At 64.8% G+C, this 16,586-nt stretch carries 13 protein-coding genes; 5 read left to right on the top strand and 8 right to left on the bottom strand.

What is annotated here, in order from left to right; translation table 11 throughout:
* Positions 1 to 4 precede the first annotated feature (4 nt).
* The 3 genes from L0U82_RS37940 (at position 5) to L0U82_RS37930 (ending at position 3,945) form a co-directional block, all read left to right on the top strand.
* Entirely contained in the window at positions 5 to 1,111 is a 1,107-nt protein-coding gene (locus L0U82_RS37940) for an aminopeptidase P family N-terminal domain-containing protein (protein ID WP_233838967.1), read from the top strand.
* Positions 1,108 to 2,445: an MmgE/PrpD family protein gene (locus tag L0U82_RS37935; RefSeq protein WP_233838966.1), complete on the top strand. Its 1,338-nt coding sequence runs from the start codon at positions 1,108 to 1,110 to the stop codon at positions 2,443 to 2,445. Before L0U82_RS37940 ends, L0U82_RS37935 begins: the two co-directional genes overlap by 4 nt.
* Positions 2,446 to 2,598: 153 nt before the next feature.
* Positions 2,599 to 3,945: an MFS transporter gene (locus tag L0U82_RS37930; RefSeq protein WP_233838965.1), complete on the top strand. Its 1,347-nt coding sequence runs from the start codon at positions 2,599 to 2,601 to the stop codon at positions 3,943 to 3,945.
* A gap of 117 nt (positions 3,946 to 4,062) precedes the next feature.
* Here the strand turns inward: L0U82_RS37930 and L0U82_RS37925 are convergent, their stop codons facing one another.
* From L0U82_RS37925 to L0U82_RS37900, 6 genes are all read right to left on the bottom strand, one after another.
* A complete protein-coding gene (locus L0U82_RS37925) occupies positions 4,063 to 5,430 on the bottom strand; it encodes an LLM class flavin-dependent oxidoreductase (RefSeq protein ID WP_233838964.1) in 1,368 nt (455 codons plus the stop codon).
* Between the two features lie 53 nt (positions 5,431 to 5,483).
* Positions 5,484 to 6,329 (bottom strand): ABC transporter ATP-binding protein, encoded by an 846-nt coding sequence (locus tag L0U82_RS37920; protein WP_233838963.1) that lies wholly within the window; start codon positions 6,327 to 6,329, stop codon positions 5,484 to 5,486.
* Positions 6,330 to 6,376: 47 nt separating this feature from the next.
* Positions 6,377 to 7,252, bottom strand: a complete 876-nt coding sequence (locus L0U82_RS37915; RefSeq protein WP_233838962.1) for an ABC transporter permease — start codon at positions 7,250 to 7,252, stop codon at positions 6,377 to 6,379.
* Positions 7,253 to 7,277: 25 nt separating this feature from the next.
* Positions 7,278 to 8,120: an ABC transporter permease gene (locus tag L0U82_RS37910; protein WP_233838961.1), complete on the bottom strand. Its 843-nt coding sequence runs from the start codon at positions 8,118 to 8,120 to the stop codon at positions 7,278 to 7,280.
* Positions 8,121 to 8,131: 11 nt separating this feature from the next.
* Positions 8,132 to 9,199, bottom strand: a complete 1,068-nt coding sequence (locus L0U82_RS37905; protein ID WP_233838960.1) for an ABC transporter substrate-binding protein — start codon at positions 9,197 to 9,199, stop codon at positions 8,132 to 8,134.
* Between the two features lie 224 nt (positions 9,200 to 9,423).
* On the bottom strand, positions 9,424 to 10,371 hold the full coding sequence (locus tag L0U82_RS37900) for a TauD/TfdA dioxygenase family protein (protein WP_233838959.1): 948 nt from the start codon (positions 10,369 to 10,371) through the stop codon (positions 9,424 to 9,426).
* 260 nt (positions 10,372 to 10,631) lie between these two features.
* Here L0U82_RS37900 and L0U82_RS37895 point away from each other — a divergent pair, with 260 nt between their 5' ends.
* The gene (locus tag L0U82_RS37895) at positions 10,632 to 12,701 is read left to right on the top strand and encodes a putative bifunctional diguanylate cyclase/phosphodiesterase (RefSeq protein ID WP_233838958.1); all 2,070 of its coding nucleotides are present in this window, start codon (positions 10,632 to 10,634) and stop codon (positions 12,699 to 12,701) included.
* A gap of 48 nt (positions 12,702 to 12,749) precedes the next feature.
* On the opposite strand, the gene L0U82_RS37890 is transcribed toward L0U82_RS37895, so the two are convergent.
* Positions 12,750 to 13,964: an FAD-dependent monooxygenase gene (locus tag L0U82_RS37890; protein WP_233838957.1), complete on the bottom strand. Its 1,215-nt coding sequence runs from the start codon at positions 13,962 to 13,964 to the stop codon at positions 12,750 to 12,752.
* 143 nt (positions 13,965 to 14,107) lie between these two features.
* On the opposite strand from L0U82_RS37890, the gene L0U82_RS37885 reads away from it, so the two are divergent.
* Positions 14,108 to 15,052, top strand: coding sequence for a LysR family transcriptional regulator (locus L0U82_RS37885; protein ID WP_233838956.1), 945 nt, complete (start codon positions 14,108 to 14,110; stop codon positions 15,050 to 15,052).
* A gap of 19 nt (positions 15,053 to 15,071) precedes the next feature.
* Here the strand turns inward: L0U82_RS37885 and pdxR are convergent, their stop codons facing one another.
* Complete coding sequence (gene pdxR / locus L0U82_RS37880; RefSeq protein ID WP_233838955.1) at positions 15,072 to 16,517, bottom strand: MocR-like pyridoxine biosynthesis transcription factor PdxR; 1,446 nt, start codon at positions 16,515 to 16,517, stop codon at positions 15,072 to 15,074.
* Positions 16,518 to 16,586: the final 69 nt, after the last annotated feature.

The raw sequence follows: 16,586 nt of genomic DNA, 5'->3' as shown, positions 1-16,586 counted from the left end.
GAAGATGCGTCGAGGTTTGATCAGCTGGTCGCGGGACGAAGTCCCGCAAGCAACACTGGAGGCCCGCGTGGAGCGGTTGCAGCATGCGATGAAGGCGGCCGGGCTGGATGCGGTCGTCGCCTATACGTCGTTCGCGCAGCCCGCGCCGGTGCAGTGGCTCACCCACTTCGTGCCGTACTGGAGCGAGGCGGTCGCGGTGGTGTTGCCGCAAGGCGCGCCGACGCTGCTCGCCGCGTTGACCGAGCGTGTGCATCCGTGGATCCGCGAGGTGTCGCATCTGGCGGAAGTGATATCGGCGCCGAAGCTTGGCGCGAAAGCGGCGGCGTTTCTGAGCGAGCGTGTCGTTGGTGATGTTGGCAAAAGCGATGGCAACAGCGTGCGTATCGGCGTGATCGGCTTCGATACGTTGCCGTGGTCCGTTGGCGGTCCGCTCGTCGATGCGCTCGGTGCCGACAGTCTCGTCGATGCCAGCGCGCTGTACGCGCAACTGCGGCAAACGGCCGATCGCGCCGAACTCGATCTCGCGAAGCGGGCGACCGCGATCGGCGAGGCCGCGCTGCGCGCGATCCCGGCTGGCGCGAGCCGCGCGTCCGAGGTGCTGGCGGCGATCGAAGTGTCGGCACGTCGTGCCGGCGCCGAGGAAGTGCTGCTGCGCATCGCAGCGGATTTCACGCGCGATGCGACGCTGCGGCGTATGGAGGGCGATGCGCCGCTGGGCGAGCGTTACGCGGTTGAGCTGTCGGTTGCCTACAAAGGCAGTTGGGTGCGCGTGAATCGCTGTGTCGCGGCGAATGGCGAGCCGGCATCGTGGCAGTCCGCCGAACAATGGTTGAGGCAGGCGGCTGCGTCTTTAACGGCCGCGCAGACACAGCCGCTTAACGCGTCCGCGCCTGGCGGCGGCACGTTGAACGCGTGGACACTCGAAGCCTGCACGGGCGTGTATCCGCTGTCGATCGTGGCCGCGCACGACTGCGCGCCGGTCGCGGCATTGTCCGCGGGCGGGCTCGCGGTGCTGTCGGTCGAACTCGCGTTGGCGGACGGTCCGTGGCGCGGCAGCGTGCCGCTCGCGCTCGCTGCTGCCGGCGGCCACAGCACGCCGCTCGCGTCATGAGCACGGCGCCGGTGGCCACGTCGATCGACGAACTCGCGAGCTTTGCCGCGTCGGCGTCGGTATCGAGCGAGCCGCATCGCGATGCGATCGGCCTGCAACTGGCCGACTCGGTCATCGCGTTGCTGGCGGGCGCGGCGAGCAAGGAGGGCCGGGCGATCGGGCGCTTCATCGCCCGTACCGACAGCGGCATGCTCGCGGCGGCGGCCAGCCTCGCGGCGACGATGCGGCTGACCGAAGTCGATGACATTCATCGCCCGAGCGCGGTCACGCCGAGCGCGATCGTGTTGCCCGTAGCGTTGGCATTGCGCATGTCGTTCGCGCGTAATGCGGCACCGTCGCTGTTCGCGGATGCGTTGTACGTCGGCGAAGAGGTGGCGATTCGCGTCGCGTGCGCGCTCGGCGGCGTGTCGTTGCTCGCGCGCGGCGGCTGGCCGAGCTATATGGTCGCGCCGCTCGGCGCGGCCGCGACGGCGGGCCGGCTGCTCGGTCTCGCGCCTGAGCGGATGCGTCATGCGCTCGCATTGGCGCTGGCGCAAACGCCGCCGCCGATCGGCCGGGCTACAGGGCATCGTCCGGGCCGCTGGCTGCTGTTCGGTCAGGCGGTGCGTGCCGGTTGCGTTGCGGCGCTGGCGGCGGCCGACGGTATCGACGGCGATGTTGCGTTGCTGAGCGACGCGTGGCTTGCACAGATCGGCGGCGCGAACGCGGATGCCAGCCGCTTGGCCCGCAATGACAGCGATGCTCCGGCGCGGCTGCAAATCAGCGTGAAGCCTCACTGCGCGGCCAAGCAGGCGTTGGCCGCGATTCACGGTCTGCGCGTGCTGCTTGCTGACGGCATCGATCCCGCAAGCGTCGAAGCGGTCGACGTGCAGGTGCCGTCAGCCTACGCGGCGATGCTCGATCGCGAGCCACCGGAGGCTGGGCGGCTCGCCAGTCTCGTCAGCGCGCGCGGACAGCTCGCACTGGCGGCCTTGCAGCCCGCATCGCTCGATGACGTCACGCGCGATGACTTGCGATGGAGCGACGATCTCCGCGCATTCGCCGCGCGTGTTCGAGTAACGGCGGACCCATCGCTCGACCGCCTGTACCCCGGCAAGTGGCCGGCACGCGTGAGCGTGCGCGCGGCCGGCGGCACGCGCGAGATCACCGTTGAAGACAGCCCAGGCGATCCGTCCCTACGCTTCGGCCGTAGCGAGATCGCAGACAAGGCCACACGCATGCTCGGCGCGCATCCGGCAATGAACCTGATCGAAACGGCCCGGCTATCGGCGACAGAACCCGCGCAACTGGATGCACTGTGCGCATATTTTTCGTCTGATCTGAATGGGTCATAGCGTCGGGCCTATAGAGCCATAGCGCAATGGTTGATTGCTTCGACCCGAGCCGTTCCGCTAACGTGTGCGCGTCCGCGCGCGCTGCTTGCGTTGCGCGCGGACCGGATCGCGGGCACCGACACCTCGATAAATAAAGACATTGGAGAAGACAGCATGAACGAAACGACGAACCTCAACGTCGGGACGTTGATCGGCAATCAGCCGCTGCGGTGGCTGCATATTCTGATCGTCGCGTTACTGGCGGCGACGATGGTCGTGGATGGCTACGACATCTTCATGGTCGGGCTGATTCTGCCGGCGCTGTCGCACGGACTGAACGTTCATCCGGCCGCGCTGACCCAGGTATTCGTGCTTCAGCAACTGGCGCTTTTTATCGGCACGCTGATCTCCGGACCGATGCTCGACCGCTTCGGGCGACGCCGCGTGCTGCTGGTCGCGATGCCGGTATTCGCGTTGCTGACGATCGCGACGTCGCAGGTTCGCACGGTCTTCGAACTCGACGTGATGCGCTTTAGCGCGGCGCTCTTTTTCAGCGCGGTGATTCCCGCGACGATCACGCTGGCCAACGAGTTCGCGCCGGCCCGTTATCGGTCGGCGGCGGTCTCGGTGGTGTTCTGCGGCTACGCGGGCGGCAACCTGATCGGCGCGAGCGTGCAGGCGTGGATTCTGCCGTTCGGCTGGCAGGCGGCGTTCTGGGTCGGCGGCGTGCTGCCGTTGCTGCTCGCGGGCTGCCTGTGGTTGTGGCTGCCCGAGTCGTTGCAGTTCCTCGCGATGCGCAACCCGACCGATCCGAAGATCGGCAAGACGCTGCGCCGCTTCGATCCGTCGTTCGTCGCGGTGCCGGGGCAACGCTTCGTCGTGCACGACAAGCTGCCATCCAAACGCCGGCTGTCGCCGCTGATGCTGTTCGCGAACGGCCTCGCGGGCATTACGTTGCTGCTGTGGCTCGCGTATCTTGCGACCGGCATCTTCAGCTACATCAACAATTCGTGGACCACGACGCTGCTGCACCTGACCCGTCATATGCCGATGGAGCACATCGCCGGACTGCTTGCGGTCAGCGCGATTGCCGGCGTGATCGGCACGGCGAGCAGCGGCTTCGTGATGGACCGCTTCGGCGCGGCGCGCGTATTGCCGAGCTATCTGACGGCCGCCGCGCTGACCGTGTGGATCATTGCGACGATGGACGTGTATTCGCAATGGGCGCCCGTTGGTTTCGCCGCGCTCGGCTTTCTGTACAACAGCAGCTGGGGCGCGTTGAATGCGTTTTGCGCGACGATATCGCCGGCCGAAATGCGCGCGACCAGCGTGGCGTGGGCGCATGGCGCATCGAAGGTCGGCGGCATGATCGGGCCGGCGATCGGCGGCGCGATGGTCAGGGCGCAGTGGGATTTCACGCCGATCTTTTTCGTGGCAGGCGGGTTCGAGCTTATTTCGGCGACGGCGGTGTTGTTGCTGGTGACGCGGCGCAGGCCGGCGCCGTTGCCGGCGCGCGCTTAGATTCGCGGAGCGGTGTTTGTTGCTGGCGCCGGGAGCGATGCTTCCGGCGCTTTGTGCTTGATTCGCGTTTGATTTGCGCTCGATTCGCGTTGCCGTATTGGATGGCGCGAATGGAATCTACTGTGCCGCCACCGCCGCGCGTTCGTCTCTAGCGAGCACATGCCGATTCACCGGCCGCGGCAATCCAAGGTTCTCCCGCAGCGTGCGTCCTTCGTATTCGGTGCGGAATAGTCCGCGCCGCTGCAACTCCGGCACCACCTGTTCGGCGAATTCACTGAGACCGCCGGGCAGCCACGGCGACATGATATTGAAGCCGTCCGCGCCTTCTTCCTCGAACCACTGCTGCAACTGATCGGCGATGCTCTGCGGCGTGCCGATCACCTGTTGATGCCCACGTGCGCCGGCGATCCGCAGATACAGATCACGAATGGTCAGGTTTTCGCGCCGCGCGAGATCGAGCAGCAGACGCTGCCGGCTCTTGCCGCCATTGGTTTCCGGCAACTCCGGAAACGGTCCGTCGACCGGATAGGCCGATAGGTCGGCGCCGCCCGACATATTGGCCAGCAACGACAAGCCGACGGTCGGATGAATCAGCTCCTGCAGCGCGGCGAATTTCTCGCGCGCTTCTTCATCGGTGCGGCCGATCACCGGAAAGATGCCCGGCATGATCTTCAGATGATCCGCTTGCCGGCCATAACGCGCGAGTCTGCCCTTCAGATCGCGATAGAACGCCTGCGCTTCGTCGAGCGTCTGATGCGCGACGAACACGACTTCGGCGGTCTGCGCGGCGAGTTCCTTGCCGGCCTCGGACGCACCCGCCTGCACGACGACCGGCGAGCCTTGCGGCGAGCGCGCGACGTTCAGCGGTCCGCGCACCTTGAAATGCTTGCCGCGATGATCGAGCACGTGCATCTTGTCCGGATCGAAATACACGCCGCTTTGCTTGTCGCGAACGAACGCGTCGTCTTCCCAGCTATCCCACAGGCCCGCGACCACGTCGTGAAACTCCTTCGCGCGCTCATACCGTTCGCCGTGCTCGGGATGCTGGTCGAAGCTGAAATTCAGCGCCTCCAGTTCGGTGCTCGACGTGACCAGATTCCAGCCCGAGCGGCCGCCGCTCAGATGATCGAGCGACGCGAATTTGCGCGCCAGGTTATAGGGCTCGTTGAAGGTGGTCGACACCGTCGCGATCAACCCGATGTTGCGTGTCACCACCGATAGCGCCGACAGCAACGTCAGCGGCTCGAAGTGATCCGCGCGCGCGGTGCGCGACAGCGACGGCAGATGGGTATCGCGCACGCTGACGCTGTCGGCGAAGAAGATCGTGTCAAACTTTGCGCGCTCGGCGATCTGCGCGAGTTGCGCGTAGTGCTGGAAATCGAGTCCGCCGCTCGCGTGCGTGTCGGGATGCCGCCATGCGGCGATATGGTGGCCGGTTTCCATCAGAAACGCGCCGAGTTTGATTTGCCGTTTGCCGTTGCTCATCGTTGGTGGTCCGTTCCGTGCAATGCTGCTGGTTTCAAGGTGGATTCCGCGTGTCACCACGCAAGCCGCCATTCGGTAATCGGCGGATGAAGGGGCGGCGCGTGCGGCAGGCCGCCGTCGCTATCGCGTGGCGACGAACCGGGTTCGCCGAACTCGGCCACGATGTCGTCGCGCAAACGGATAAAGCGCGCGTCGCCGCGATCGCGCGGGCGTGGCAACGCGATATTGACGATGCGTTTGATGCGCCCTGGGCGCGGCGCCATCGTCACGACGCGATCGCCGAGATAGACGGCCTCGTCGACGTCGTGCGTGACGAGGATCATCGTGATACGTTCCTGCTGCCAGATACGCTGCAATTCGTTCTGCAGCCGGCCGCGCGTCAGCGCGTCGAGCGCGCCGAACGGCTCGTCGAGCAACAGCACGCGCGGACGATTGACCAAGCCGCGTGCGATCGCCACGCGTTGCGCCATGCCGCCCGACAACTGGTTCGGATACGCATTCTCGAAGCCCGTCAGGCCGACCAGCGCGATGTGTTCCGCGACTGCATCGCGTTTCTCTTTCGCGCTCAATGGTGCATTGCGCAGCGCCGCGAGGATATTCTGCGAAGCGGTGAGCCACGGGAACAGCCGATGGTCCTGAAACACGATGCCGCGTTGCAACGAGGTATCGCGCACCGGTTCGCCGGCGACCCGAATGTCGCCGCTGTAGTCGGTATCGAGACCGGCGATCAGCCGCAGCAACGTCGACTTGCCGCAGCCGCTCGCGCCGAGGATGCTGATGAATTCGCCGGGCTGCACGTTCAGCGTGATGTCGTCGAGTACGTCGAGCGTCTTGCCATGCTGGAGATAGCGCTTGCGCACGTGGCGGATGTCGAGGGTTTCGGAAACCACAGCGTTCATGACAAAGGTCCTTCCTGTAGAAATGAGCGGGTGTAATGGCGCTGGCATCACGACGCGCCGAATGGACGCCGCGCGAACAGAGCGCGCTCGGCGCGGCGCGCCAGCGCATTGAGCGCCCAGCCGGTCAAGCCCACGACGACGATGCCGAACAACACGAGGTCCATACGGAACTGCTCGCTGCCGTCGATCAGCAGATTGCCGATGCCGCTACCCGACACCAGCAGATATTCGGCGCCGAGCGTCGCGAGCCACGAATAGATCAGCGCCAGATAGAGGCCCGTGAAAATCGACGGCAACGCGGCCGGCAGAATCACATGCGCGACCAGTTGCAGCCGCGAATAGCGAAACGCGCGGGCCACTTCGATATAGCTGCGCGGCACCGTGTGGATGCCGTCGCAGGTATGCGCGGTCACCGGCAGCAGCGCGGCCAGCGACAGAAACACGACCTTCGCCGCATCGCCGAGTCCGAACCACACCGAGATCAGCGGTATCCATGCGAACAGCGAGATCTGCTTGAACGTATCGAAGCTCGGTCCGACCATCCGCCGCGCGATGCGCGAGAAGCCGAGCAGGCTGCCAAGCAGCAGACCGCCTATCGTGCCGATCACGAAGCCGCTTGCTTCCCGCGCTAGCGAAGCGGATAGTGCGCGCGCCAACGCGCCGCTTATCGTTTGTTGCCAGCCCGTTTGCAGCACGGCGAGCGGGCTGACCAGCAGGCCGCTTTTGACGACATGCAGTGCGGTGACAGCCGACCACAGCGCGAGCGCGACAACCGGTAACACCAGGCCGCGCGATGCGAGGAAGGCTTTCTTCGCGCGTCCGCTCTGCCGCGATGGTGGCGACACGCAATCGCATGTCGGCGGCCCTTTGCGAGTCGAACGGCTCAGCACACCTGGCAAACGGGGGATCGGAAGAAAGCGCATGAGTTTCCTTTGCAGTGCCCGCGCATCACTCGCGAAACGCGGACGGCCGGCCGCGCCGCAGACGCGCTTCGAGCGAATCGAGCAGATGGTTGACGACGAAACCGATCGCACCGACCACGACGACGGCCGCCATCACCAGATCGAGCTGAAACAGTTGCCGTCCATTGACGATCAGATAGCCGAGCCCTTCCGACGACGCGACGAGTTCGACCACCACCAGCGCGAGCCACGCCTTCGTGAACGCGAGCCGCACGCCGGTCGCGAGCGTCGGCACCGCGGCGGGCAATACCACATGGACGATGCGCTGCCAGCGGCTATAGCCATAGCCGCGCGCGACTTCGTCGAGCGTAGCGGGGGCCTGACGGAAGCCCTGCAACGTGCTCAGCGTGACCGGCACGAGCGCCGCGTGCGCGATCAGAATGTATTTGAGCGGTTCGCCGACGCCGACGAGCAGCAGCAGGAAAGGCAGCCAGCCGAGCACCGGGATCTGCACGACCGCGTTGAAACTCGGCAACACGTACGCTTCAAGTGTTCGCGACAGACCGAGTGCCGCGCCGAGCGCGAAGCCGCCCAGCGTGCCGATGCCGAAGCCGACCAGCACCCGTTGCAGGCTGATCAGCGTATGACTCGCGAGGTCGCCGCTGCGCGCGAGTTCGACAAGCGTGTCGTAGACGCGCGCGGGCGGCGGCAGGATCTGTGGCGCAATCCAGCCGCGCTCGCTGCCGATCGTCCACAGCGCCAGCAGCACGGCCGGCAACAGCCACGGCGCGACGTGCCACGCGGCGCTGCGCAGCCACGCGCGACCAATGCGTCGAGTGCCTCGCTTGCTATTAGCGGTCGTGGCGAGAGGAATCGCTGTATCGCTCATCGCGGCTCCCGTTAGCTGAGCGGCTTGCCGGCCGCGTCGTAGCGCGTCCAGTAGTGGTCGAGCTGTTGCGCGTGCAACGCGTTGTCGAGATAGCGCGGCTCGAACCACGTATCGACGTCGACGGGCTGACGGATCAGCTTCAGTTTCAGCGCATCCTGCGCGACCGCCTTGTAGCGTGCGACGATAAACGGGTCGATCAGCGGCGAGTTGCGCTCCTTCAATGTCTGGTGCGCAAATTCGGCTTGCCACGACGCGTAGCTGACACCGCTTTTTTCCCACAGCTTGAACAGCGCATCGCGGTTGTTTTCATCGGACGACCACTGCGCGCCTTTGACGAATGCATTGACGACGCGCTGCACGATGTCCGGATGAGCATGTTCGAAATCGTCGAGCACGAGCAGATGCGATTGCCGCGTGAATTGCGGGCCGTCGCTCTGCGATTCGTAGACGACTCTGGCGAGCCCCTGGTCGCGCAGCTTGTACACGTGGTAATCGTTGACCGATGCGTCGACACCTTTCGATGCGAGCGCCGCCAGCGCGCTGGCGGTATCGAGATTGATCACACGCAGTTCGCGTTCGTCGAGCTGGTTCGCCGCGAGTGCGTTGTCGGCGACGAGCTGCAGATTGGTACCGCGAAACATCGCGACGCGGCGGCTCTTTAGATCCTTGATCGCATGGATGTCAGAGTCCGGCGGCACGGCGATCTTGATGCCCGCGCGAACGCCGGATTCAAGCAGGATATGTGTCTTCAGACCGTTGGCGCGCGCGAGTACCGACGGTAGATCGCCTTGAAACGCGAAGTCGAGCGACTTGTCGGCGATTGCTTCGTTGACGGCCGGTCCCGCGCCCTTGAAGAACAGCCACTCGACCTTGATGCCATCCGCCGCGAACTCTTTTTCGAGTAACTGCTGCAATTGCACGGTCGCGGCCGGCGAGCCGCCGAACGTCGGCGGATCGCCGGCGCCTTGCTGGGCGACGCCGATGCGAATGACGGATGGTTTATCGGCATACGCGTGAAGCGTGGCGATACTGAGCGCGGCGAACACCGCAAGGGATTTCAGTAGCTTGAAATAGCGCATGGTTGATGTGGTGAAACGAAGTGGGGCGGTGCACTTGCCACAGCGATCGGGCCGCGATTGCTTCGGGATCCGATGCTCGCAGCAGCGAGGTGACAAGTGCAATCGAGTATAGGAAGCTGCGCTCGCGCGCTCCAATAACGAATCGTCGGATCGTTATCGGCGATTGTCATTTGCGCGCGGGACCGCCGCGTTGTGCGCCGGCGGTTGCTCGATAGCGACGCTGCTCAGTTCAGCGCGATGGCAGCGGCCGCGCCGACCGGCGATCCTTCGAGCGCGACCGATTGCCGTCCGTCGGGACCGACCGGCACATCGCCGACGAGCGTCGTGCGATACAGCTGCCGGTCGAAGTCGACATCGAAAATGTCGGTGGGCGCGAGATGCGCGGTGCTGCGGTTGTCCCAGAACGCGATACTGCCGGCCTCCCACTTGAAGCGCACGGTGAACTCGGGCCGCGTCACGTGTTCCCAAAGCAGTTCGAGCAGCGCCTGGCTCTCACGCGGCGTCACGCCGACGATCGATTTCAGAAAGCTCGGACTCACGTACAGCACCCGTTCGCCGGTTTCCGGATGCACTCTGACGAGCGGATGTTCGGTGACGAGTACGCGCTGTTCGACCGCTTTGACGAACGCGTCGGTGCCGGTCGCGCCGGCCGGCGGGGTAAAGCGGTGAATGCCGCGCAAACCGTCGACGAAGCCGCGCAGCGGTTGCGACAGCTTTTCGTAGGCGATCGCCAGATTGGTCCATTGCGTGTCGCCGCCGTATGGCGGAATAGTCACGCCGCGCAGGATCGACGCCCACGGCGGATTGAGCGCGGCGGTCACATCGGTATGCCAGCCGGTCCACGGACGCAATAACGTTTGGCCTTCGAAGCGCGTCGCCTTGCGGTACTTCGAGATCGAGTAAACCTCGGGGTGGTCGTCGACGTGACCGAATACCGGATGCCCGAGCGTCAGTTCGCCGAATTGAGCAGCGAACGCGATGTGCTGCTCATGCGTCAGAAACTGCTCGCGGAAAAACACCACGCGCCATTTCAGCAGGGCCGCGCGAATCTGCGCGACCTGGCTCGGCTCCAGCTTTCGCGTCAGATCGATGCCGTGAATCTCGGCGCCGATATGCGCCGACAGCGGTTTGACTTCGATCGACTGTACTTCCTGCAATGCGGCTGCGCTCATGCGAGGCTCCTGGAAAAGAAACGTGACCGGTCGCGGCTCGTGGGCCGCGGACGTTCAAGTTAAATTCGCCGGTGCATGAAGCCAACCAATCAATGCAGCTAAGAAAATCAGCAAAGCTGTGAATGCCGGAATCGGGCAGGGAGCGGGCGGGGAGTGGCCAGCGCGCGGGCAGCCGCAGCGCGCGAATCGATCAACGCCCTAAATATTTCAGAAAGGCGGCCGATAACAGCTAGGGGAAATTCCTTTCACACAAGAACTACATGCAGAGTACTTACAACCTGGGTCTGGTCGTCGTCTCGCTCGCAGTCGCAACGCTCGCTTCATACACGGCCCTCGACCTGGCCGCCCGTATCTCGACGATGACGGCCGCGCGCACGCGCCAGCTCTGGTTGGCAGCCGGTGCGGCGGCAATGGGAACGGGCATCTGGTCGATGCACTTCATCGGCATGCTGGCCTTTTCGCTGCCGATACCCGTGGGCTACGACTTCACGATAACCGGATACTCGCTGGCCATTGCGATGATCGTGTCGTACTTCGCGATCGTCCAGGTTGCGCGCCCCGTGCTGTCGATCACGCGCCTCATCGCCGGCGGCGTGCTGATGGGCTTCGGCATCGCGGGCATGCACTACACCGGCATGGCGGCCATGCAGATGCATCCCGGCATTCACTATCGGACCGGCATCTTCGTCGCGTCGATCGCGATTGCGATTGCGGTTTCGATGGCGGCGCTGTGGATCGCGCATGCGCTGATCGATTCGAGCCAGCAGCGCGTGCTCAGCAAACGCGTCGGCGCGGCGTGCGTGATGGGGGCGGCGATCGCCGGCATGCACTACACGGGGATGGCCGCCGCGGACTTTCTGCCCGGCTCGGTGTGCGGCGCGGCGCGCGGTGTCGACTCGCAATGGCTGGCGACGACGATCATCCTGCTGACCGTCGCGATCATGGTGGTCACGCTGATTCTGTCGCGTTTCGACGCGCGCGCGACGGCGTTGACGGGCTCCGTGTCGTCGCTGAACAGCCAGATCGTGCGGCTTGCGAATTACGATCTGCTGACGGACCTGCCCAACCGTCGGACGCTGACCGAGCGCATCGAGCGCGCGATCGAGCTGTCGGAGACCAACGGCGGCGGCTTTGCGCTGATGTTTATGGATCTCGACGGCTTCAAGACGATCAACGATTCGCTCGGCCATGTGTTCGGCGACGAAGTGCTGAAGACGTTCGCGCGACATTTGCGGCAATGCGTGCGCAATTCGGATACCGTCGCGCGGCTCGGCGGCGACGAGTTCGTCGTGCTCGTCGACAATCTCGCGGCTCCGCACGAAGCGGCGGATCTGGCCGAAGCGGTGCTCGAACGGATGCGCTCGGGGATCAACGTCGAGAACCAGACACTGCAGGTCATGCCGAGTATCGGCATCGCGATGTATCCGCAGGACGGCAGTTCGGTCGACGAACTGCTGAAGCACGCCGATGCGGCGATGTACGAAGCCAAGCGCGGTGGCCGCAGCACCTATCGTTTTTTCGAAGCCCACATGAATGAAGCCGCGATGCGCACGCTCAAGATCCAGAGCGCGTTGCATGAGGCAATCGGAAAGGGCTATTTCGTGCTGCATTTCCAGCCGAAATTCCACGGCGGCAGCGGCGAGATCGTCGGCGCCGAAGCGCTGATTCGTCTGAATCACCCGGAGATTGGCGCGCTTGCGCCGCTGGACTTCGTGCCGATTGCCGAGCGCTCCGGGCAGATCGTGCAGATCGGCTACTGGGTCGTGCGCGAGACCTGCCTGCAGATTCGCCGCTGGGAAGCGGCCGGCCTGCCCTCGATGAAAGTCGCGATCAACCTGTCGCCCCGGCAGATGAACCAGCCGGAACTGCCGACGAAGATTCGCGAAATCGTCGAGAAGGAAGGCGTGGACTGCGGCCAGATCATGTTCGAGATCACCGAATCGGTGGCGATGCAGGACGCGGCGAAGACCACGGAGATGATTCGCGAATTCCAGGCGAGCGGTTTCGAAATTTCAATCGACGACTTCGGTACCGGCTATTCGAGCCTCGCGTATCTGCAACGCTTTCGCGTGAAGCAGCTGAAAATCGACCGCTTCTTTACGAACGGGCTCGACGCGGAAGGTCCTGAAGGCGGTGCGATCGTGCAGGCGATCATCGCGCTCGCGCATTCGCTCGGAATGGATGTCGTCGCGGAGGGCGTCGAAACGGCCTCGCAATTCGACAAACTGAAGACGCTGGAATGCGATGAGATGCAAGGCTTCCTGCTTGGCAAGCCGCTGACAGCCGATGCATTCAGCGAACTGATGCGCAAACATCTGACCACGGCCTGAATCGGAGGCCGTGCGCATCAAGCCGCGGCACTCCGATAGTCGATTGCCTCAGAGCCAGGTGCCACCCTGGCGCTCATTCGGCTCCTGCGTCAGCGCATCGAAATCGTGAATCCAGTCGAGGTGATGCAGAACCCGCTCGCGTGAGCCGAGGCGCGCATTGCGCTCCGTTGCCGACGGACCATCGGGCAGATGCAGCACGTCGGCGGTGGAGATCGACGCGTACTGCACCTTGCGCGTGCGGCCACGGCGCAGACGTTCGTACCCCTGCTGTGCCTCGCGCCAGTTGCCCGGCCCCGCTTTCGCGAGTTGGTCGGCCAGCACGACCGCATCTTCGATCGACTGATTCGCACCCTGACCGTGGTGCGGCACGAGCGCATGCGCGGCATCGCCGATCAGCGTCACGCGGCCCTTGCTCCAGCGGCCCAGAGGCGGGCGGTGAAACAGGCCCCAACGCTGACTGATCGGCACGGCCGTGATCATCTGCACGACCGCCGGATGCCAGTCGCCGAACAGACGTAACTGCTCGCCTTCGGTGGACGGCATCACCCAGTCGCGCGATGGCCACGGCGACGGATGACGCTCGACGAGCAGGAAGTTCTGATCGCCGTTGTCGCCGATCGGATAGTGCAGCAGATGGCCGCCCGGCCCGACCCAGAACTGGATCGTTTCGGGATCGGGCAGCAGATTCATGCGCTCGGCCGGCACGACGCCGCGAAACCCCGAGCAGCCCGAGTACAGCACGTCGTCGTAGCCGAGCATCCAGCGGCGCGTGATCGAACGCGCGCCGTCGGCACCGATCACCAGGTCGGCGTCGACGCGCTGACCGTTCTGGAACGTCAATTCGACGCGATCCGGATGCTGCGTCAGATCGACGAGCCGATGACTGAGTTTGATGTGCTCGAGACCAACCGCATTCGACAGCAGCGCCTGCAGATCGGCGCGATGAATGCCCCAGTACGAGCCGCCGAATTGCCCGCGATAATCCGGCGCGCCACGATGATGGCCGATCACCTCGCCGCTGCGGCCGTCCCGATAGATCAGTCCGGGGACTTCCGCGCAGACCTTTTCGAAGGCCGCGCGCAGTCCCATCCGGTCGTAGAAGCGCGTCGCGTTGGCCGACAGCGCGACCGCCGCGCCCACTTCGCGCAACTCGTCGGTCTGCTCGTAAAGCTGCGCGTCGATGCCATGCTCGCGCAGTGCGAGCGCTAGCGTGAGGCCGCCGATACCGGCGCCGACGATCGCGATTTTCAGATCCCTCTGCATGACTGTGTCTCCGATGTTCAGATTGACAGGCGGCGCGATGACGCGCGCCTTGGGGATATTCTCGGCAGCGAAAGCTCATTCCACAATAAAATGGCCGCAATCTGCTTCATCACTGAGCGGAATGATCCTCGGAAGGCCAAGCCATGGAACTGGGCGATATCGATCTGAATCTGCTGCTGCTTTTTCACCGCCTGATGCAGGAGCGGCGCGTCGCGAGCGTGGCCGAGCAGATGAACATGAGCCAGCCCGGCGTCAGCAACGCGCTCGCGAAGCTGCGCCGCCGGCTGGGCGATCCGCTGTTCGTGCGCGGGCCGGGCGGCGTGGTGCCGACGCCGTTTGCGCTGCGTCTCGCGGAGCCGGTCGCGCAGGCACTCGCGACGCTGCACAGCGCGCTGAATCCGCTGACCGGCTTCGATCCGCTGCGCGCAACGCGCACGATCACGATCGGTATGACGGATATCGGCGAAGTGGTGTTTCTGCCCGCGCTGCTCGAACGGCTCGCGCGCGAAGCGCCGGGTGTCGCACTCAATACCGTGCGCAACACCGGCGTCGATCTGAGCAGCGAGATGGCCAATGGCCGCGTCGATCTGGCGATCGGTTTGCTGCCGCAACTGAAGGGCGGCTTCTACCAGCGCCGTCTGTTCGATCAGCGCTATGTGTGCGTGTTCAGACGCGGGCATCCGCTCGAAGGCGCACCGCTCACGCTGGCCGGCTGGCGCGAAGCCGAGCATCTGGTGGTGGTGTCGGCCGGCACCGGGCACGGTCAGGTGGAGGAAGCGCTGAAACGGCGTGGTGTGCGGCGCCAGGTGCGGCTCACCGTGCCGCACTTCATGAGCGTGGGCTATATCCTGCAACGCACCGATCTGATAGCGATCGTGCCGGAGCACCTTGCATTGCAACTAGTCGGGCCGTTCTCGCTCAGCGTTCACGCGTTGCCGATGGCTTTGCCGGGCGCGCCGATTCATCTGCTGTGGCATGAACGGGTCCATCAGGACGAAGGGAATCGCTGGCTGCGTGGCATCGTGATCGAGTTGTTCGCCGATGGCGTGACGCAGGCGCGCAAGGCGAAATCCGCGCAGAAGAAGTAGAAGCGCGCGTTTAACGCATTCAGCCGCCCGCTACATCATCGAATGCCTGTTTCAACGTGCTCGCGAGCCTCTGTGCATGCCGCGCATCGACGACATTGGTGAAGCCCATCAGCAGTCCGCTGCGCGATGTTCTCGTCATATACCAGCTACTCAGCGGCTCGATCGCGAGACCTCGTGCTCTCGCCGCGGCGGCGATCGGCTTGTCGTCCTGCCCGGCATTCAGATAGGCGGCGACGTGGATGCCACCGGCCTGCGGCTGCACGTGCAGACGCGAACCGAACATGTCGGTGAGCGTGTCGACCAGGCATTCGCGCCGCGCCGCGTAAAGCGCGCGCATCTTGCGCAGATGACGCGCGAAGTGCCCCTGTGCGATGAATTCGGCGACGGTGCGCTGCTGCAGGATCGGACACGCGCCGGCCAGCTGTTGCGCGATGCTCTGAAAGCGCTCGATCTCCCGCTCCGGCACCACCAGATACGCGAGGCGCAGCCCCGGAAACAGCACCTTGCTGAAGGTGCCGGTGTAAAGCACGCGGCCGTCGCGATCGAGGCTTTTCAGCGCCGGCAACGGTCGGCCGTGGTAGCGGAATTCGCTGTCGTAGTCGTCCTCGACGATCCACGCCTGCTCGCGGCTCGCCCATTGCAGCAGCTCCAGCCGTCGCGGCAGCGACAGCGCGACACCGAGCGGGCTCTGATGCGTCGGTGTGAGCACCGCGAAGCGCGCGTCGTGCGCGCGCCGTACGCCGGCGCCGACGTTCAGTCCTTCGTCGTCGACGGGGACGGGCTTCAGACGCATCCCCATGTGTTCGAGGTAGCGCCGCGCGATCGGATAGCCGGGCTCCTCGAACCAGCCGGCGTCGCCGGGGCGAAGCAGCGCATGGCAGATCAGATGCAGCGCGCCGCGATAACCCGACGCGACGAATACCTGTTCGGCCGTACAGGCGATGCCGCGCGAGATGCCGAGATAGGTAGCGATCTCGCGGCGTAGCGGTTCGTAGCCGGCCGGATCGGGGTAGCCGAGCACGGATGTATCGAGCGTACGCGCGGCACGGCCGGCGAGGCGCGCCCAGCTCTTGTGCGGAAACGCATCCAGTGCCGGCAGGCCCATTTGCAGCGGATGAGGCGTGGCCGACATGCCCGGCGCCATCGATAGCGTCAGGGCGGCCGGTTTGCGCGCCGCTTTGGGCCGCGCTCCGCCCAGATTTTCGAGCCCCTGCGATACCACGGTGCCGGCGGGACCGCGCGCGAGCAGATAGCCCTCGCTGGTCAGCATCTGATAGGCCAGCTCGACGGTGCCGCGCGCGAGATTGAGTTCGCTGGCGAGGCTGCGCACCGAAGGCACGCGGTCTCCCGGCTGCAGCCGGCCCGCGGCAATCGCCTCGCGGTAGCGCCGGTATAACTGCAGGTAGATCGGCTCGGCGCGGTTTCGGTCGAGTTTCCGGTCGAGTTCCAGCAGTGTCAGGTCCATCGTGATGTCCTATTCAATTGCTCATTTCTTGCACCTGTCGGATAGGGCATCATTTTTCTATATTGACGG

The sequence above is a fragment of the Paraburkholderia sp. ZP32-5 genome, assembly GCF_021390495.1.
Taxonomy (GTDB): domain Bacteria; phylum Pseudomonadota; class Gammaproteobacteria; order Burkholderiales; family Burkholderiaceae; genus Paraburkholderia.
The sequence above is the reverse complement of the archived record's forward strand: the minus strand, read 5'-3'. Positions and strand labels throughout refer to the sequence as shown.